Annotated in this window: 15 protein-coding genes and 1 tRNA gene; 7 read left to right on the top strand and 9 right to left on the bottom strand. The window is 63.9% G+C overall.

The window, feature by feature from the left end:
- Positions 1 to 44 precede the first annotated feature (44 nt).
- From J5J06_20280 to J5J06_20300, 5 genes are all read right to left on the bottom strand, one after another.
- Positions 45 to 326: a hypothetical protein gene (locus J5J06_20280; protein ID MCO6439434.1), complete on the bottom strand. Its 282-nt coding sequence runs from the start codon at positions 324 to 326 to the stop codon at positions 45 to 47.
- A complete protein-coding gene (locus J5J06_20285) occupies positions 323 to 970 on the bottom strand; it encodes a sigma-70 family RNA polymerase sigma factor (GenBank protein MCO6439435.1) in 648 nt (215 codons plus the stop codon). The genes J5J06_20280 and J5J06_20285 overlap by 4 nt, the downstream gene beginning before the upstream one ends.
- 229 nt (positions 971 to 1,199) lie before the next feature.
- A tRNA-Ile gene (locus J5J06_20290) sits at positions 1,200 to 1,273 on the bottom strand.
- Between the two features lie 112 nt (positions 1,274 to 1,385).
- Complete coding sequence (lpxA, locus tag J5J06_20295; protein MCO6439436.1) at positions 1,386 to 2,210, bottom strand: acyl-ACP--UDP-N-acetylglucosamine O-acyltransferase; 825 nt, start codon at positions 2,208 to 2,210, stop codon at positions 1,386 to 1,388.
- A 61-nt stretch (positions 2,211 to 2,271) separates the two neighbouring features.
- Positions 2,272 to 3,090, bottom strand: a complete 819-nt coding sequence (locus J5J06_20300) for a uracil-DNA glycosylase (GenBank protein MCO6439437.1) — start codon at positions 3,088 to 3,090, stop codon at positions 2,272 to 2,274.
- A gap of 156 nt (positions 3,091 to 3,246) precedes the next feature.
- Here J5J06_20300 and J5J06_20305 point away from each other — a divergent pair, with 156 nt between their 5' ends.
- From J5J06_20305 to J5J06_20315, 3 genes are all read left to right on the top strand, one after another.
- Complete coding sequence (locus J5J06_20305; protein ID MCO6439438.1) at positions 3,247 to 4,089, top strand: alpha/beta fold hydrolase; 843 nt, start codon at positions 3,247 to 3,249, stop codon at positions 4,087 to 4,089.
- Positions 4,090 to 4,259: 170 nt separating this feature from the next.
- Complete coding sequence (locus tag J5J06_20310) at positions 4,260 to 4,508, top strand: hypothetical protein (protein ID MCO6439439.1); 249 nt, start codon at positions 4,260 to 4,262, stop codon at positions 4,506 to 4,508.
- A 60-nt stretch (positions 4,509 to 4,568) separates the two neighbouring features.
- Positions 4,569 to 5,336: a hypothetical protein gene (locus J5J06_20315; GenBank protein ID MCO6439440.1), complete on the top strand. Its 768-nt coding sequence runs from the start codon at positions 4,569 to 4,571 to the stop codon at positions 5,334 to 5,336.
- A 168-nt stretch (positions 5,337 to 5,504) separates the two neighbouring features.
- On the opposite strand, the gene J5J06_20320 is transcribed toward J5J06_20315, so the two are convergent.
- Positions 5,505 to 7,652 (bottom strand): thrombospondin type 3 repeat-containing protein, encoded by a 2,148-nt coding sequence (locus J5J06_20320; GenBank protein MCO6439441.1) that lies wholly within the window; start codon positions 7,650 to 7,652, stop codon positions 5,505 to 5,507.
- Between the two features lie 583 nt (positions 7,653 to 8,235).
- On the opposite strand from J5J06_20320, the gene J5J06_20325 reads away from it, so the two are divergent.
- A complete protein-coding gene (locus tag J5J06_20325) occupies positions 8,236 to 9,450 on the top strand; it encodes a ribonuclease D (protein MCO6439442.1) in 1,215 nt (404 codons plus the stop codon).
- A gap of 39 nt (positions 9,451 to 9,489) precedes the next feature.
- Here J5J06_20325 and J5J06_20330 read toward each other — a convergent pair whose 3' ends face one another.
- Positions 9,490 to 11,424 (bottom strand): hypothetical protein, encoded by a 1,935-nt coding sequence (locus tag J5J06_20330; protein MCO6439443.1) that lies wholly within the window; start codon positions 11,422 to 11,424, stop codon positions 9,490 to 9,492.
- Between the two features lie 301 nt (positions 11,425 to 11,725).
- Here J5J06_20330 and mfd point away from each other — a divergent pair, with 301 nt between their 5' ends.
- Positions 11,726 to 15,103, top strand: a complete 3,378-nt coding sequence (mfd, locus tag J5J06_20335) for a transcription-repair coupling factor (protein MCO6439444.1) — start codon at positions 11,726 to 11,728, stop codon at positions 15,101 to 15,103.
- A complete protein-coding gene (locus J5J06_20340) occupies positions 15,100 to 16,314 on the top strand; it encodes a peptidyl-prolyl cis-trans isomerase (protein MCO6439445.1) in 1,215 nt (404 codons plus the stop codon). The genes mfd and J5J06_20340 overlap by 4 nt, the downstream gene beginning before the upstream one ends.
- Before the next feature lie 12 nt (positions 16,315 to 16,326).
- Here J5J06_20340 and J5J06_20345 read toward each other — a convergent pair whose 3' ends face one another.
- Together J5J06_20345 and J5J06_20350 are read right to left on the bottom strand one after the other, a co-directional pair.
- The gene (locus tag J5J06_20345) at positions 16,327 to 17,172 is read right to left on the bottom strand and encodes an isocitrate lyase/phosphoenolpyruvate mutase family protein (GenBank protein MCO6439446.1); all 846 of its coding nucleotides are present in this window, start codon (positions 17,170 to 17,172) and stop codon (positions 16,327 to 16,329) included.
- Between the two features lie 91 nt (positions 17,173 to 17,263).
- Complete coding sequence (locus J5J06_20350) at positions 17,264 to 17,734, bottom strand: hypothetical protein (GenBank protein ID MCO6439447.1); 471 nt, start codon at positions 17,732 to 17,734, stop codon at positions 17,264 to 17,266.
- A gap of 187 nt (positions 17,735 to 17,921) precedes the next feature.
- Here J5J06_20350 and J5J06_20355 point away from each other — a divergent pair.
- Positions 17,922 to 19,072, top strand: a 1,151-nt coding sequence (locus J5J06_20355; protein MCO6439448.1) for a tetratricopeptide repeat protein, incomplete at its 3' end; no start/stop codon positions are given.

Genomic DNA, 19,072 nt, shown 5'->3' on the forward strand with positions numbered 1-19,072 from the left:
GAATATCGAGTTGGAGAGAATTCTGATGGCCCCGTGAGCCGGGCTTACGTCGGCCCCGGACCACGCATGGAATCCACCGCGCGGATGATGCGCTCACGGGCGTCCTCGCGGAGTCGCAAGTCCGGCACTGGTGTCCCAGCGTCCGCGTGCAGAATGCGCCGCAATTGAACGAGCTGCTTGCGATACCGGCGGCAGGCCCGGCAGTAGAGGGTATGGAAGCGAACGGCGAACCGCTCCGTGCGGCTGAGCCTGCGGTCATGGAGACCATCAGTCAATCCCGCGATTCCCTCGCAAGGCATGAACAAGAGTTGAAAGAACCGCTTCATGTCCGCTTCGTCCTTGCCTGCTTGGGCGGGTTGAACCAGTTGGCCTCGAGGCACGCCCGCAGTGCCAACCGGGCGCGGTGCAAACGCTGCCACACGTTCGCCTGGCTTGTGTCAAGCATGTCCGCAATCTCTCCGCTGCCGATGTTGTCCAATTCTCGAAGGATCGTCACATCGCGCAGGGCATGAGGCAGCTTGCGCAGGCACTCGTGGAGCACGGCTCGGAATTCGGCGTTCTGCGCCGCCTCCTCCGGATCACCTTGCCACTTGCGCGGTGCGGACCGCCAGAGCCCGTCTTGGTCAAAGATCTTCCTGGAAATCGCTTCTCCAACGGGCTCCAACGCAGACCTGCGGCGGAAGCGATCCACGATCTTGTTTTTCAGAATGCCGATCAGCCAGGTGCGTTCCGACGAGCGTCCGGCAAAGGCAGGCTTCGCATCGAGCGCCGCCAGGAGACACTCCTGCACGGCTTCTTCCGCCTCGTGGGCGTTCCGCAGTCTCAGCATCGCGAAGCGAAACAGAGCGTCGCCGTGCGCGTCGACCCATGTACGTGCATCGATTCCCCGTTCGCCTCCCGCCTGTTGCGGAGTCCCTTCACCGGCAGGTTGCACCACGTCGACATTCTCATTGACGGTAACACCGGCCACCGTGATGTCGCCTTCATTTCATGCGGCGCCCAACGGCGCCACGGCCGGACGAACGGATGCGGCACGGGCGCACAATCGTCGGCTATCCGCTCCTTTGATAAGTCGCGGCAGGAGAGGCATCCTGACAGCCAATATCAGTTATCCTGCAGCTGGCGCCGGCGGTTTCAGCCATACTGGATAATACGAGCGATGCAAGCCGCGGGTTCCCGGCGGTCAAACAAGACGGGAATGGGCCCATGAGGATTCGAACCTCAGACCTCGTCGTTATCAGCGACGCGCTCTAACCAACTGAGCTATGAGCCCCGAAATCGCCGGTGTGTTCTCCCGAGCCGGGTAAACATGCCGGATTCCGCCATGTTGTAGCCGACCCGCCTATGAAGTCAACCGAAGCATCTGATCCGCCGTGTTGCGATCGCTACTCGGACGAGTCGCCGCGGCGGCCTACGCGACTTCTGCCGGCCAGTCCCCGGCGGCTCTCACCCCGAACGAACGTTGCCAGACGCTTCCCCGCCGGCGTCGAAGCCATCGCCTCCACCCGCGCCACCCGTGCGACATGATCCAGGGAGGTAGATAGCAGCACACGGTACATCTCGCGGATTTCGCGCGACTCCTCGGCGGTTATCCCCGCGCGCCGAAGCCCCACGCGGTTCATCCCCGCCACACGCCCGTCTTCATCCATGAGCGCGAACGGGACCACATCCTTGGGCACGCGGGAGTTACCTCTGATCATGGCCAGCTCGCCGATGCGGACGAACTGGTGGACGGCGGCCGCGCCGCCGATCATCACGCGATCCCCGACCTCCACGTGCCCCGCCAGCAGGGCCGCATTCACCATCGTCACGTGGTTTCCCACGCGGCAGTTGTGCGCCACGTGACTGGCGCCCAGCAGAAAACAGGATTCGCCCACGGCGGTTTCGGAATCCGGGATCGTGCCGCGATGAATGGTGACATACTCCCGCAGCACGGTGTTCGGCCCGATGCGGCAGAAACTTCGCTCGCCGCGGTACTTCACGTCCTGTGGTTCGTGCCCCACGATCACGCCGGGATGAAACACGCAGCCGTTGCCGATCTCCGTCCAGCCGGTGAGGTATACGTTCTGAAACAAGCGGCAGCCGGGGCCGATGCGGACGTGCTCATCGATCACGCAATAGGGTCCGACTTCCACGTCGTCGGCCAGTTCCGCCTTCGGATGAATGACCGCCGTCGGATGAATCGCCACGACCTTCCGTCCTTCATTCATGGGACGATGTCAAGCAGGGCAGATCAGGCCCGCCCCGTGGGGCGCCTGCTCAATCGTCTTCCTAGGTGTTTGCCGGCCGCTCCAGACCCAGCAGATTCATGACCTGTTGCAGGTCCTCCCACGCTTTCCGTTTTTCTTCCGGACTGCGAAGCAGGTACGCGGGATGGAACGTGGGCATCAGCGGAATCGTCTCGTTCGATTCTCCCGCTCCGCCCGGCAGCGTGAAATCATGGAACCGGCCGCGAAGTCGGCTGATGCTCTCCGCCGTCCCCAGCAACGTCTTCGACGCCGGGGCCCCGAGCGCGACGATGACCTCCGGCCGCAGAATCGAAAGCTGCTCCCGAAGGTAAGGATTACAGGCCAGAATCTCCTCGGCCGTGGGAACACGGTTGTTCGGCGGGCGGCACTTTACCGTGTTACAGATGTAGACGTCGTCCCGTGTCAGTCCCATGGCCGCGATCATGCGCGTCAAGAGTTGGCCGGCCCTGCCGACAAACGCCAACCCCTGGCGGTCCTCCTCGAAACCCGGCGCCTCGCCTACGAACACCAAGCGCGGATCCGGGTTTCCCTGCCCGAAGACGGTTCGCGTGCGTTCCTTGCAAAGGGTACACTTGGTGCAGGAACGGACCTGCGTTTCGTCGAGGACCCGCAGCCGCTCGGCGTTCTCGGCCGCGCGACCGGTATCCCCCTTTCCTCCGGCGGTCCTCGGCGTCTGGTGTGCCGCCGCCCCGGGGACGCCTCCACGCCGGCCGGCCGTGCCGCCTGGGCGATTCGCTTGACCCACGCTGCGCCAGCATCGCGGATTCAGCGGAACGAAGTCCAGACCCAGAAGGCGGTCTGTCTCCACTTGCTGCCGGATGACGGAGGAGATCGGCTGCATGAATTCACCGTCAGCAGATTCGGAACAGTCGCGCGGTGCGTGGAACGCTCGAGCCGCGCCCTGGAGGCGAGTAGTGTACACCGTCCGCGAGCGAGTCGCATACCCCATTTTTCACTCGCAGCCGACGTGTGGATCGATTTGTGTTAAGCTGCTTTGATGCCTGATTTTCAGGAATGCCCATTGACCCTGCCGGATGGCTCTCGAGCCTATGCCCGATTCTGGCCCGCGGGCGATTCGCCTCGCGGCGCGGTGCTCTTCCTTCATGGAATCCAGTCCCATTGCGGGTGGTACGAACTGTCGGCCCGGCACCTGGCTCAATCGGGCTTTGCCGTTATTCAGGCCGATCGTCGTGGTTGCGGGCGAAACGACCACGTACGCGGTCACGCTGAATCTCCCGAGCAACTTCTCGAAGACGCCTTGGTGGCAAAGGACGCGCTGCTGCAACGGACGGGCGGGGACCGCTATCACGTCGTTGGTGCAAGCTGGGGCGGAAAGCTGGCCGTCGCGCTGTGCGCAACTCATCCGTCCGGCATCGCCAGCTTGAGTCTTGCCGCTCCGGGTCTCTTTCCGCTTGTCGGAGCCACGAAAGACGAAATGTCGCGGATCGGGTTCGCCATGCTCTACGACCCGCTTTCCACGTTTCGAATACCGCTGGACCAACCGAAGTACTTCACATCCGATCCGAAATGGCAGGAGTTTATAGCCAATGACCCGCTGACGCTCCGCGAGTGCACCGCCGGTTTCTATCTCGCCTCGCGTCGGCTTGACCGTGTCGTGGCCACGCTGCCGCAATGCCCCCCGGTGCCCATCCACTTCATGCTCGCCGGGGAGGAGTCCATTGTGGACAATTCCCGCACGGAGGCTTTTGCGCGAGGTCTCGGGTGGCCCGACTGTCGGGTCACGCGCTTCCCACAAACGAGACACTCCTTCGAATTCGAGCCCGCAGCATCGCGTTATCTCGTTGAGCTGGAAGGTTTTATCGCGCGTTCCAGCCCCTAGGAACGCACCGGCCGCCCAAAGCCAGTCACTCTTCCGCTTGACCGATGTCACAAACGTGTTGCTTGGGGGCGGACGGCTCGCAACCGCCCGGACGATTGGCTACCATGGGCGTCCGGTATTACGCCCGTTGCAATCCAGTCGACGTCGTACCTTTTGTTGGAGCAGGTCTCTTGAAGCTTCTGACAGTCTGTATGCTCGTATCGCTGCTGACGGCGCCGCCCGAGCTTGCGCCCTACCGCGCCAGGCAATCGCCGCCGACGGAGGCGAAGGAGGAGGAGCCTGCCGGTGGGCCGGTCTGGTTCTGTACGAACCAGAACATCAACAAGCCTGACGTCTGGCGCGAGGAAAAAGTGCGCTGTGAATTTGAAGTCCGCAACAATGGCGACGCGCCTCTCGAAATCAACACGCGCCCTGGCTGAGGCTCGCGTCTGATTGGCCAGGCTGGCCAAACCATTCGACCGGGCGAAACAGGTAAGATCGTGTTGGACGTGATCACGCGTGGCGGTCGGGGTCCCGTCCGCAAATCGGCGTCGGTGACGACGAACGATCCCCGGCACCCGCGCGTGGCGCTGACCTGCGGATCCCGCGTCCGGAATCCCTTTCGGGGCGGCGTTCCCATCATGGATTTCGGCCGGCATGAGCCGGGTGACACGGTCCGGCCGCAGCAGCTCATGCTCATGCCCGACATCCCCGACGGCGAGATCCACCCGAAGGTCGCGGACGGTGTCCTGCCGGGGATGGAGGCGAAGATCGAGGAGCGTAAGCCGGGTTACATGTACATGCTCAACGTTTCGCTCGGGCCGCCCTGGCCGAACGGACCGCTGGACTACCGGCTCATCATCGATACCGGCGTCGAAGAGTTCCCCAAGGAAGGAGTCATCGTTCGCGGCAAGTTCCCGCAACGGTTCGTGGTCAAGCAACCCGAATTCGTACTTCCCAGTCCGCCGGCACAAGATGTCGAATTGAAGACGGATATTGTGCGCCAGGCCGGGTATGAGCATCACCTGGAACGCGTTTCCGCGTCGTCGCCCGACCTCAAGGCGACGCTGGAGGACATCCCCGAAGGGCAGCGGCTGGTCATCTCCGTGCCCAAGGGATGGGATCCTCCCGACGGGAAGGCGACGGTTGCCCTTCACTCGGATGATCCCGAGCTGGCGCCGATTGAACTGCCCATTACGGTGAAGCACCCTGAGCCGCCCAAGGTGGAAGAGCCCAGCGTGCCGTGCCACGCGTCCAAAGAAAAATAGAGATGTGAATCGGGAGTGGACCGGGCCCGTGTGCCCTGTGCTCCGACCCGTCGAGACAAACAAAGCCGCCCGCCACACTCACGCGTGACGGGCGGCCGTTCTTTCCGGTGACCTGTTCAGGAGCTGCCGAGGCCGTTCGAAGCCTCCGCCGGCTTTCCCTTCAGGAAACTACTTCCGCCGTCGGAAGCGCCGCGTCTGGCTCCGCAGACCCAACCAGCCGAAGAGGGCGAAGATCATGCCCATCGCCGTGCCGTTTCCACAGGCTCCGCAGAGGTTGATACCGTCCACGGTGCCTTGTCCGTAGTCGCTGTCGCAAACGTTGCCGATGCCGTCGTTATCCGCATCGGCCTGGTCGGCATTGGCGGCGTTCGGGCAGTTGTCGCAGACATCCCCGAGGCCGTCCTCGTCGGCATCCGCCTGATCGGCATTGGCCGTGTTCGGGCAGTTGTCCTCGGCGTCTTCCACGCCATCCTCGTCGGCATCGATGACCTGCGGCGGCGGCGGCTCTTCTTCGCAGGCGTCGCCCACGCCGTTGCCGTCGGTGTCCGCCTGGGACGGATTGGCATCGTCCGGGCAGTTGTCGCAAACATCGCCGACTCCGTCGCCGTCGCGATCGGCCTGGTTGGCGTTCGCATCGGCCGAGCAGTTGTCACAATCGTTACCCACGCCGTCCCCGTCGGCGTCACCCTGTGTCGGGTTGGCAACGTCCGGACAGTTGTCACAAACGTCGCCACGAACGTCGTTGTCCGCGTCGGCCTGACCCGGATTGAAATCGTCCGGGCAGTTGTCCGTCTCGTCGGCGATGCCATCGAGATCGGTATCCACCGGCTGCCCGCCGCCACCGTCTGTATTGCACAGGCCGTTGCCGTCCGGGTCGGGTCCGTCGTCCAGCGGATCGAACGAACCCGACGAGCAGTCATCGCAGCCGTCAAAGTCGGAGTCCCCGCAGGACGTGGCGCTGTTGGGTGCAAGGTCGCAGAAGTCGGCCACGCCGTCGCCGTCGGAATCAAGCTGGTTGGACTCCTTGGCTCGCGGGCAGTTCTGCGTATTCACCGGGTCGGACACGTCGCAGATGCCGTCGCCGTCCGTATCCGTTCCGTCGTTGGCCGTGTTGACCGTCCCTGAGGAGCAGTCGTCGCAGCCGTCCTGGTCGCTGTCGCGGCAGCGGAACTTGTCGTTGGGGAAGTTGTCCTGGGCGTCCGGGACACCGTCACCATCGGAGTCGGGATTGGGGTTGCCCCCGCCGCCGGTCGATTCGCAGGCATCTCCGATTCCGTCGGTGTCGCTGTCCGTTTGCGAGGCGTTGCTCGTATTCGGGCAGTTGTCGCAGCCGTCGCCGACGCCGTCGCCGTCGACATCAGCCTGCGCCGGATTGAAGAACGCCGGGCAGTTATCGCAGACGTTTCCGAAGCCGTCGCCGTCGGTGTCCAGTTGATCTTCGTTCGGGAAGTTGGGGCAGTTGTCGATCGTGTCCTCGGCTCCATCGTTGTCGCCGTCGACGAACGTGCAGGCCCCCTGAGACTTCGGCAGGACGTAGTTGAACCAGTCGTCGAAGCCTTCGGCCCCTTCGAGCAGGCTTGCAAGGCGGTCCACGTCGGGATGGCGGCCGTTCTGGAGCGTCATCGGATCGAAGAAGAATTCGCCGTCGCGGTCGATGTCCGTGCTGCATTCTCCAAATGGAGCTGCGGACACGCCGTTGTAGTAGTCGACCAGAAGCACAATGTCGCTGGCCAGCGACTTGTTGTCGGCGTTCACGTTGCCCGGGTGCGAGCGATAGACAATCCGCTGCGCGCCGTCGCCCATGTACGTGATGACCGTCGCCTCGCCGGGCATGATGGCGCGGCTCAGAACGAGCTCGTACTCGTCGTTGGCGATACGTGTGACGCCGTCGATGGTAATCGCCGGGAGGCTTGGATTGCTCACGCGGAACGGGTTGCCCGCGTTGCTGGTTTCGCAGATCGTCCAGCAGTCCACGTCACCGACGAGCACCGTACCCGGACTGTCCAGGTCAATCACAACCGTAATCGGCTCGACCGCGCTGCCGATGCCCTGGATGTCGCCCGGGCTGATCCCGCCACCGGAGAGCGTGGGCGCCGCCGGCGCATACGGCTGGCGCGCATCGATGGTCCCCGGGCGCGGCGTGGTGTCGTTGATGACAACCTTACCGGGCGCGCAAACGCCGTCGGCCGATTGCCCCATCGCCTGGTTCACCATCAGTCCGCTTGCCAGAACGAGCAATCCGATCGCGTTCCATCGCAGACCAACCATCGCGCGGTTCCGCAGTTGTCCGCTGCTGTCCTTGAACCTGTTGTTCATCGTTGGCTTCCCCCCAAACCGGGCTCTATCGAGCCGTCGCCTGTATGTCTATGTAACCCCCATGCGCGACCGGAATCGTCGCGAAGTAAAGGTGGGAATACACTCCACTCTAGCCCAAGCGATGCTCGAAGTATAGTCGTTCGAAAAAAAGACGCGGGTCCGCATAACCTCGCGCTTATCGTACGAGCTGCAAATGTCCGATCAAGGGACGGTCGACCGGCACGGTGCATATTGTCCCGGTTCCGATAAGGCGGCGAACTGTTGCGCTTCTCCGGGTCGACCGGAGGCCCGGTTGCATTCCCGGTCCTTCAGTGACGCGATTTTGTCATCAGCCCGTTGAAATAGGTACCCGCCCGGACGGGTGCCGGGACCATCCTGCACGAATTGTCAAGCGGGGAAATCTGTTGAAACCGGAATTTGGCGGCCGCCGCCCATCGCCCGCGATCCCCGAGCTCGCCCATTTTTCCGCTGAAGCGACAAAATCCAGCCAGAACAACATGCCCGAACCCGGTGGCTTGATCGCCCATCCTCCGAGTAAGATGTCGCCTCGATTTCCTTGGACCCAAGCATCGGGAGTCACGCTTTGCCGTCCGCTCGAGTGATCGCCGAAACCGCCCTCGTCGAGAACGATTCCGATCTCGCCCAAGTCGTGCAGACCTGCCGGGCGGAAGGCGCCTTCGCATTTGATACCGAGTTCGTCATGGAGGACCGCTACGAAACGGAAGTCTGCCTCGTGCAGGTGGCCGCGAAGGAAGGCGTCTGGCTGATTGATCCGTTCGCCAAGGTCGATCTCACCCCGCTCTGGGAACTTGTCGCCGATGAGGCCGTACAGACGGTCGTTCACGCCGGGCAGGAAGACCTCGCATTGTGCGTACAGCACATCGGCCGGGCGCCGCGCAACATCTTCGATACGCAGATCGCGGCCGGATTCGTCGGCCTGGATTATCCGATGAGTCTGCAACGCCTTGTTCAGTCCGTGCTCCGCATCCGCCTGCACAAAGCCAAGACGCTCACCAACTGGCGCAAGCGACCGCTGACCGCGGAGCAGAAACGCTACGCGGCCGAAGACGTCCAGCACCTCCTGCCCGTCCGGGAGAAAATCGAGACGCGTCTTCGTCGGCTTAAGCGCACCGACTGGGCGCAGCAGGAATTCACCCGGCTGGAGGACATGGGGCTTTATCGCCGCGTGGAAGCCGACAAACTCCGTCGCGTGAAGGGAGCGGGCTCGCTCCCGCCTCGGAACATGGCCGTCCTTCGAGAGCTGCTCCAATGGCGCGAGGGCGCGGCCAAACGGATCAATCGCCCGGCACGCTTCGTGCTCAAGGATCATCTTCTCGTGGAAATCGCCCGCCATGAACTGAGCGGCGTCAAGGACATTCGCGAACTGCGCGGCATCAACCTGAGCGACCGCAACGTCCGCGAACTGGCTGGCGCCGTCAAGCAGGCTCTGGCGATTCCCGAAAGTGAGTGGCCGGCGCCTCCGCAGCGCGAAGTCGAAAGGCCGCAACAGGCGGCGCTGACCGCACTCGCGACGGCCGTGATTCGCGATTACTGCGCCGCCCATGAACTGGCCTACGCCCTGACCGCCACCCAGCGTTCCATCAACCAGCTTGTCCGCTGCTGCATGGATGGTGAAAAGGGCACGGAGGCCGAAGCGGAGCTGCTCCGTGGCTGGCGGGGAAAATCGGCCGGTAAGGTCGCCCGCGACGTGGTCACGGGGCGCACCGGGGTCTTTGTCGAAATCACCGATACGGAGTGGCGGTTTCGACTGGAATCACTCGCCGCGAGCAAATCATAGCGTTTGCGAATATCGGTCAATCGGGCCGGACCGACTCAATCACTGCTGTGACCGAACCACGTCGACGCCGTTCGGTGCGCGATAGGTCAGCACCCGCGTTTCGCGAATGACGTCCCCATCCACGATTGAAACCGACGCTTCCGATGACATGAAGTCGATCTTGCGGAATATGGGCCCCAGCTTGGCGACGATCGCAAAGCCCTCCTGCATGCCGTTGGCGAACTTCGCCAGGTCGGCGGCGTCTTTCGGGTCCTTGCTCATCATCGGCAGCATCATGGGAAACATGGCCCCGATGTTGGCAATCGTCTGCATCTTCTCCGCCATGTTCTCGCCGTAGTTACGCAGGTCCTTGAAGTACATGGAGTGAACCGGGCCCGTCACGCTCAGTCCCTCTTCCCGGTAGCGGGTGCTGCTGCGAATCGAGGGAGCGCGTCCCGCGGCCACCGCCAGCGACTTGTTTACCGCCGCGGCGGACGAGGCCACGATGAGCCAGCGATCCGCCACGCCCACGACGGGCTGCGTGGCGCCCATCAGGAACGGATGATTGATCTGGCGAAAGCCCTCGGCATCCACGCCCTTCGCCGGTCCGATGGTCAAGGGCTGCCCTTTCTGCTGGACAAAGGCGGCCAGGGCGTCGAGCGCCTGGTTCACCTTCGCACGGGCCAGATCCGCGTCCTTGACGCCGAGGAAGAACACCGCGTCGGCCTCAACCGGGGATCTGGAGGAGATGTTCGGCACCCGAACCGTGGCCATCTCGCCGCCGACCCAACTGAACACGTCACGCTGCGGATCGAACCCGAACTGCTCGAACAACCCCTTCATTTTCGCGACGTGGGCTTTTCCCTCGGGAATGCGTTCCCCGACAAAGCCCAGCGCCCAGTCGTACAAGGCCCCAAAGTCGGCACCGTTGGAGACCCAGAAGCTCGTGGCATCGGCCGGCACGTAGCGCTCAAAGTTGTCGATGGGCTGGCGATCGAAAATCGCCCGGGCCAGCGGGCCCTTGCGCCGGTCCTCGTTGAGCCGCACCAGCGTGTGCGTGACCTGCCGCAGGTTCTTCGTCTCGACCGTGGTGACGACGGAATCGATCAGGCTCAACTCATTGATCAAAGCGTTGACCACGCCCACCCACTGCTGAGCTTCCGCCTTGGAGGTCTCCTCCGAGATCTTCCCGAACAGCACGCGGATCTGGCTGAGCAGACCGCGGATGTCGAAGATCATCAGGCCGTCTTCCGGACGCTGCGCTTCCGCGACGGCACTTCGAAATCGGTCGACTTCCATCACGGATTTCGGAGCGCCGGGCTTGGACGACATCATCGCCAGAACGTCGTTGGTCGCCTTCTCGCCGATCACCAGGCCGATGACATCACCTCGGCGGAACAGCGATATGGTTAATTCGGGTCGCTGGGAACTTTCAGGATCATCCAGGAATTCCGCGCGAACGCCCTCCATCCCCGCGATGGTAAGGTCCGCCAGACGCACATGCTTCGTGAGTCCTTCGACTTCCTTCATCACCGCCAGCAGCGCCGGAAAACTCCGCTTCGCGGCGCCATCGTTCGACCGCGCCAATATGATGTATTCGTAACCCGGCAGGCGATCGACAAGCCGTTCCGCAACGGCAACCTCCTGCCCGATCAATTCGTGCCATGGAATGTCCGAAAGCAGCTTCTGGAATTGTCCCATCGTCTCCCGGACCTGCTCGCGCGAGCCCTCGTCGACCATGTGCACAATGAGCGCCAGGGCATCGCGATCGATGCCGGTCTTCTTCGCGTCCTCCAGTACGCCCATCCAGCGGCTTTCGATCCACGCCGCTTCCGGGTTATCCCGGTAGTTCATCGCCATCCAGCAATCGCCCGGAACGAAGCGCAATAGCGTGAATCGCGACGTGACGTCTTCCGCCCGTGCGGTGGTCGCGGCGATCGCGACGGTGATGAGCAGCATGGTTCCGCTGGGTCGCGGAATGCGAGCAGGCGACATTCGGATCTCCTGACTTCGACGTTTCGCGAGAACCCGACCGATAGGGTGATCCAACGTTCCCGCGTCGTCAGCGGGGATCGGATATGAGAATGGGGCTCCCCGTCGACGCATAGTCAGCTTAGTAATCGCGTCGGTACGGTACCACCGTTACCGTGTCAATATTTGTGCCTAGTTGTGGCGCGCGTCGATCATGACTTCAGTTTGTGATTTTTCAGCGTCGCCATCCCGTGCAGTTGGTCCTCCGGCATCCCGGCAATCGGCCCGTGGAAATCGTGCTTCCATCCCCTAGAATGGCTTGCGCGTGGTGATGGTTCCTTCCATCGCCGGGGATTCCAGGCTGAAGGCGCTGCGCCAACGGCTCGACCGTCGTGGGGGGGTCGTTCACGTCGCAGGGCTGTGGGGGTCCTCTGCGCCCTTCGTTGCCGCCGACATCGCGCGCAGCACGCCAAGGCCGATACTGTACGTCACGGCTCACCTCCAACAGGCCGACGAAAACCGCGATGACATCGAGCTCTTTCTCGGACGTTCGGTCTCCCTGCTGCCGGCGTGGGAGACGGTCCCCGGCCAGGGTGCCGCCAGCAGCGAAATCGAGGCCGAGCGCATCCGTCTGTGCGCATCCATCGCCGGAACCGGCGGACGATCCCGGAGCGGTTCGGGCGATCGTGTTCCTCTTTCGCCCGATGCCGGAAGGCGCCCGCGTCGAACCCCGCCGAGAAAGCCCCCGGCAGCCTCACACCGCGGCGATGAGCCCCCGTTCGTTATCGCACCCATACAGGCGCTCATGCAGCCGGTCCCCACGTTTGACGCCATCGAGCGGAATACGATTCGGCTCTCAGTTGGCCGCGGATCGGGAGGAGAGCACCGCACCGGACCCGAGACGATGATCCGGTGGGCCGTCGACCGGGGGTTCGATCGGCTCGATCTCGTCGAGTCGCCAGGGGACATTGCGGCGCGTGGCGACATCGTGGACATCTTCCCGCCGGGCGACGAGAACCCCGTTCGCATCGAGTTCTTCGACGACGAAATCGAATCCATCCGCCGCTTCGACCCTGCAACCCAGCGCTCGCTGGAGTCGATGAATTCGCTGACGCTCACCGCGATGCCGCGCGCCAAGCTCGTCGACAAGTCCGCGGAAACCGACCTCTTCAGCTACCTGCCAACAGACACGCTCGTCATTCTCGATGCCCCCACGGAGATTCAGGAACTTGGCGAACTGCTGGCCGCACGCCTCCGCGGAAGTGACCGCCTCTTCTCCGTTCAGAGCGTGTTCCGCTCCACCCAGCGATTCGACCAGCTCCACCTTTCGCGCTTTGGTTCGGTGGCCATCGGCGGCGAAGACGCCTTCGACCTGGGCGTTACGTCAACATCGCGCTTCGAGGGCGGCGCCCGGGAAGCCGTCGAGGAACTCGCCCGCCTCAGCGACGACCACGAAATTCTCGTCGTCTGCGACAACGACGGCGAGCGCTCCCGTCTACGCGAAATGCTTGCCGAGGTTTCCCCCGCCGCGGCCCAGCGCATCCGCCTCGAACTCGGTGTGATGCACCACGGCTTCCACTGGACCCGCACGCGCACCGTCGTCGTCCCGCACCATGAGATCTTCCATCGCCAGCGACAGAAGCGCCGCATCCGCAAGCTCCACGCCGGCCGCCCCCTCGAATCCTGGCTCGATCTCCAGCCCGGCGAATATGTCGTCCACGTCGTCCACGGCATCGCCGTCTACCGCGGCCTCAAGAAGCTCCGCAAGGGAACCTCCAACCAGCTCGAGGAATTCCTCAGCCTCGAGTTCGACGAAGGCGCGATGGTCCACGTTCCCGTTTCTCAGATCGACCTCGTGCAGAAGTACATCGGGGCGGGTGGGCGAAGGCCGACACTCTCCAAGATCGGCGGCAAACGCTGGGGCAAGACCAAGCAGCAGGTGGCCGACGCCGTCACCGAGCTCGCCGAGTCCATGCTGCGCATCCAGGCCATGCGCGCCGAAACGGCCGGCACCGCCTATCCGGATGACACCGAATGGCAGCGCGAATTCGAGGCGGCTTTCCTCTACGAGGAAACCGAGGATCAGTTGCAGGTCGCCGGCGAGATCCGCGGCGATCTGATGATCCCCAGGCCGATGGACCGCCTCATCTGCGGCGACGTGGGCTACGGCAAGACCGAGCTCGCCATGCGCGCCGCGTTCAAAGTCGTCGAATACGGCCGGCAGGTGGCGGTGCTCGTTCCCACGACCGTCCTCGCCGAACAACACTACGAGACCTTCCGTGAGCGCTTCGCCGAGTACCCCTTTTCCATCGGATGCCTTTCGCGATTCCGCTCCGACCGCGAACAGAAGATCATCGTCGAGCAGGCCCGCCGGGGACAGATCGATATCGTCATCGGCACGCACCGCCTGCTCAGTCGCGACGTCTCCTTCGCCAACCTCGGGCTGGTCATCATCGACGAGGAACAGCGCTTCGGCGTCGAGCACAAGGAACGGCTCAAGCAGATGCGCGAGACGGTGGACGTGCTTACGCTCACCGCCACGCCCATCCCGCGAACCCTGCACATGTCCCTCGTGGGCATCCGCGACATCAGCGCTCTCCAGACGCCGCCCGTGGATCGCCGCGCCATCGCCACCTACGTCCGCTCCTTCGATCGCCACCTCATCCGCGACGCCATCCTTCGCGAGATGAACCGCGACGGGCAGATCTACTTCCTGCACAACTACGTGCAGTCAATCAAAACTATGGCCGCCACGGTTGCGGAAATCGTACCCGAGGCCCGAGTGATCTACGGCCACGGTCAGATGAAGGACGGCGAATTGGAGGACGTCATGCACCGCTTCGTCCGCCGCGAGGCCGATGTCCTCGTCGCCACCACCATCATCGAGAGCGGCATCGACATCCCCACGGTCAACACCATTCTGATCAACCGCGCCGAGCGCTTCGGCCTGGCCGACCTCCACCAGCTCCGCGGACGCGTCGGACGCTCCAGCAAGCAGGCCTACTGCTATCTCCTGCTCTCCCCCGATCGCCCCCCGATGGGCAAGGCCGCCAAGCGCCTCAAGACCATCGAGGAGTTCAGCGAGCTCGGCGCCGGCTTCCGTATCGCCATGCGCGATCTGGAGATCCGCGGGGCCGGCAACCTGCTGGGCAAGGAGCAGAGCGGCCACATCGCCGCCGTGGGTTACGAAATGTACTGCCGCCTGCTGGAGCAGTCCGTCCGACGGCTCAAGAACGAGCCCGACCCCACGCCGCCCCCGGTCCACATCGACCTCGACGTTGCCGCGCACATCCCCCCGCATTACATTCGCGCCGATCGATCGCGGATCGAGGTCTACCGGCGGATCGTTTCCTGCCGGTCGCAGGCCGATCTCGAGCAGCTTGAGCGCGACCTGCTCGACGCCTTCGGACCCGTCCCCGCGGAGTTCCAGCGACTCATCCAGGTCGCCGAACTCCGCGTTCACGCGCGGCGTTTCGGGATCAACTCCATCAGCTTGCGGGAGCCGGATGTGATCTTCCAGGTCGATGATTTGCGGCGGGCTGAAGCCGTCTTCGCTGACGCGCCCGGCAGCGTTCGCCTGCCCGATGCGCACACGATCCACCTGCGCCTGCCGCCCAGTTACATGGAGCCGGATACGTTGTTGCCCGTCCTGCGACGCATGTTCACCCGCGCCAGGGACCCGCAGGGAGCCGCCACCCGATGAAACGCCTCCTGATTGTCTTGCTCCCGGCCGCCGCTGTCCTCACCCACACGTCCTGCGGCGCACCGCACGCGCCGATCAACAACCAACCCAACAGGAATCTCGCTCGCGCCGAATCGAAAGCCCCTGTCGGGACCGTCCCCCCCGATACCGCGAGTGACGCTCCCGTTTCGCAGATGCGCATCAACGGCGAGACCTTCCCCGCTGACCAGATGTGGCGCGAGATCGGCGACGAAATCCTCCGCCAGCGCGAAAGCCTTCCGCCCGACGCCTTTCGCGAATGGCTGAACCGCCGCGCCGTGCAATGGATGGCCGACAAGATCACCGAATCGCTGATCTACCAGCAGGCCGTCCTCCGCCTGCCCGACGGCGCCCAGAAAAACGTCGATCCCCTTGTCGACGCCCAGCTCCGCAAGATCATCACCGAGCAGTGGAACGGCGTGCAGCGTCGCTACGAAAAGCAGTTGCTCGACCAGCAACGCTCACTCGACGACGTGCGCGAGAAGCTCCGCCGCGAAATCCTCGTCAGCGCCTACCTCGAAGGCCAGATCAAACCGCTCGTGGCCGAGCCCACCCGCGACGAACTCCTCGCCATCTACAACGCCAACGTCGATTCCTGGAAAGAGCCCGAGCGCCGCAGCATGTCCCTCATCGAAGTCCGCGTGCTCGACTTCCTCCCGCCCGACGTCTCCGATCCCACCCGCGAACAGATCGCCGCGGCGCGCCAGGCCGCGCGCCAGCGCATCGGGGAGGCGCAGCGCAAGTTGAAGGATGGCGTGCCCTTCGCCGAAGTCGCTCGGCAATACTCCACCGATTCCCGCGCGGCCGGGGGCGGAGACTGGGGCTGGATCACCCCCGAGGAAGTCCGCGAAAGGTACCTCCCCGCCGTGGAAGCCCTGAGCAAGCTCCAGGCGGGCCAGGTCAGCGACGTCGTCGTCTCCGGCGACAGCCTCTTCCTCGTCCGCTGCGATGAGCACGACCCGGGCCTTGCCCCTAGCTTCGTGGACGTGCAGAACGAGCTCACCAGACAGCACTACCGCATCAGCTACAACCGCAAGCTCACCGAGCTCATTCGCGATCTGCAATCCACCGCCCGCATCGAGCCCAGCGTTCCCGCGAGGTACCTGCGCGCCGCGGTCGAAGCGGCCTTGGATCGCTTGGCCATGATCGACCGTCTCGGAAACGGAAACCCGGCTGTGAGTTCAACGCCGTAACGTCCGCTCCCCTCAACCCCTCCGCTTCCTCCAACCTGAAAACAACGCGTTGAGCTCTGCGAACGGCGCCGCTCCCTCCAGGCCCGCGAAACTTCCCTCGCTCGCCATCATCCGCGCCGCACGCAGGAATCCGCCCCACGCCACGCGAGCCAGCGCTGAACCCACGCTGATCCGCCGCACCCCAAGCTCGGCCAGGTCACGCATGCACATCCCCGTATTCGCAGACACCAGCACATTCAACGGCTTCGGCGCTGCGGCACGCACCAGTGTCTTGATGTCGTCCTTCGTTACAGCCCCCGGCGCATAGAGCACGTCCGCCCCGGCCTCTGCGTAGGCTTGCAGGCGGCGGATCGACTCCTTGAGCGGGTCCGGATGCCCCACCAGATAGCACTCCGCCCGCGCCGTCAGCAGCACATCCGCGCCGCTCGCCCGGATCGCCGCACGCGCCGCCCTCACCCGATCCACCGCCTCCGCCGGCTCGAACAGCGGCCGCTCCGCGTCACCGGTCGCATCCTCGATCGACAGTCCCGCCACACCGGTCTCCACGCACTGCCGCACGTTCTCAGCCAGGTCCTGCACATTTCGCGCATAGCCGGACTGGAAGTCGGCGTTCACCGGCAGATCGGTCGCGTCGACGATCTCCTCGATGTGCTCGAGCACGTCGTCGCGCGACAGGACGTGCGGATCATCGGGCAGCCCGCGGGAAAACCCGAACCCGGCGCTGGTCGTGGCCAATGCCTTGAACCCCAGTTCCGCCAGAAACCGGGCCGATCCGATGTCCCACGGATTGGGAATGACGAAGCACCCACCCTCATGCAGCCCGCGAAACGCCGCGCGTCGAGACTGTAGATCCGTCACTGCAGACTCCTTACCCCAAGCGGCCGGGTGGCCCACCGCTTCAGCGGTGGGGGAGCGATGAATCCCAATACGTTCCCGTATGCGAATGCCTTCAATCTTCCCGTCCCCGATTCGGCCATCTCCGATTCGCCTTCAGCTCCTCCGGAGACAACCCCAACTCCTCGGCCGTCTTGGTGAATCCATACAGACACCCGCACTCCGGGCAGCGCGGAACCGGCGCCCCGCGAAGATCATACCCGCACTTCAGGCAACGCATCGAGTCGTCCGGCTTCTCCCTGCTCCTCGCCCACTCCCGCCGCGCGGCCGACGCCCCCAGAATGGCAATCACCCCGAACGGCAGGTTCAGCAGACCGCCCGCGAGCATGAACAGCGCCGCCCAGCCGTAATACGCCCGAGCCGCAAACCACAGCGCCATCACCAGCACCAGCGGAAACGCATAGCTCCAAGGCCCTTGCCATCGCCCCGCGACCGCCGGCGCCGCCGACAAGGGCAGCAATACCCAAACCACGGCCCCGATCATCGCCGCCCAGATGCTGAACAATATGCGGGAACGAGCAGACATATGAATCGAACAAGCGTCCACATCATGGCGGTCCGATAATCTCATGACGTCATTGCTTAACCGCATGAACACTCCAACACAACCGATAGAAAACAGGGAATCAACTGTATTCGCCGCGCACTTACTGCACAAGGAGCTTCAATTGCGGCTCTCTTCTCGACGTTCTACATCCTCTCCGTTTGTAGCATTGGCTTTCGGGATTCAGTCACTCCTCGCGTGCGCCGCGTCCGCATCCCCACCCGCCGACCACCAGAAGACCGTCTCACTCGAAGAACTCATCGCCCTACCCGACGCGACCCTCGCTCAGGTCGACATCGCCACGATGAACCTGGCCGCGGCCGAAGGTTTGCCCGGCTCGGAGGACCTCGACCGCGCGGCCGTTCTCCAAGCGCTCGACGCTTGGGCCGACGGCGTTGCCGAGGCAACCGTCAGCCGGGCACACTATTTCGACCTCATTCCCGATTACTACGACAACTCCCGCGCCAAATTCCTGGCGATCATGCTCGTCCTGACGCTCCGCGAGGATATGAACGTCCACTACAACGTCGAGCAGCGCACCAATCCCAGCCTCGCCAGGTCGCAGGATCAATTCATCCACGGCATCGTCCAGGGCACCGGCGGAACGTGCGCCTCGCTGCCGGTGATCGTCGTGGCCGTCGGGCGGCGGCTGGGCTACCCGCTGAAACTCGTCCAGACCTTCTCCCATTACTACGCCCGCTGGGACGATCCCGTCACCGGCGAGCAGTTCAACATTGAAATCTCCAACCTCGGCGGCGTGGACTTTCCCGACGAAGATCACTACCGGGAAAAGCTTCGCCTTCACCTCGAAGATCCCGATCCCGGCAGCAACTATCTGAAGTCCATGACGCCGCGCGAGGAACTCTCCGCCTTCCTGACCACCCGCGCCGACTGCCTCCGCGAGAACGGCCGATGGCGACAGGCCATCGCGACCTACCGCGAGGCCGTGCGTCTCGCGCCCCAGAATCATTTCGCGGCGCGGCTGCTCCGCGACACCGTTCGCCACGTGGAGCGAGGGGCCCTGGCAGCGGAGATCGCCTATCGACAAAATGAACTCCGCCGACGCTCCAATCCGCGGATGATCGTAACCGGCATTCCCCGCCCGCCGAGCCCCTTCCCGGCCAGCGTTCGAGCCGGACTCCTGGATCCCACGCGTTTCGGGCCAACGCCGAATCCGAACCCAGTATTCAACGCCCCGCCCGCGGTCTTCGATCCGCGCTTTCCCGAGCAATGGAAGCCGCCCGTCTCGCACACGCAGCAATACATCGAAGAGACCAATCGCCGCAACCAGGAGTTGAGCCGCCTCATCGCCGAGGACAT

The organism is Phycisphaerae bacterium, assembly GCA_024102815.1.
Classification (GTDB): domain Bacteria; phylum Planctomycetota; class Phycisphaerae; order UBA1845; family UBA1845; genus JAGFJJ01.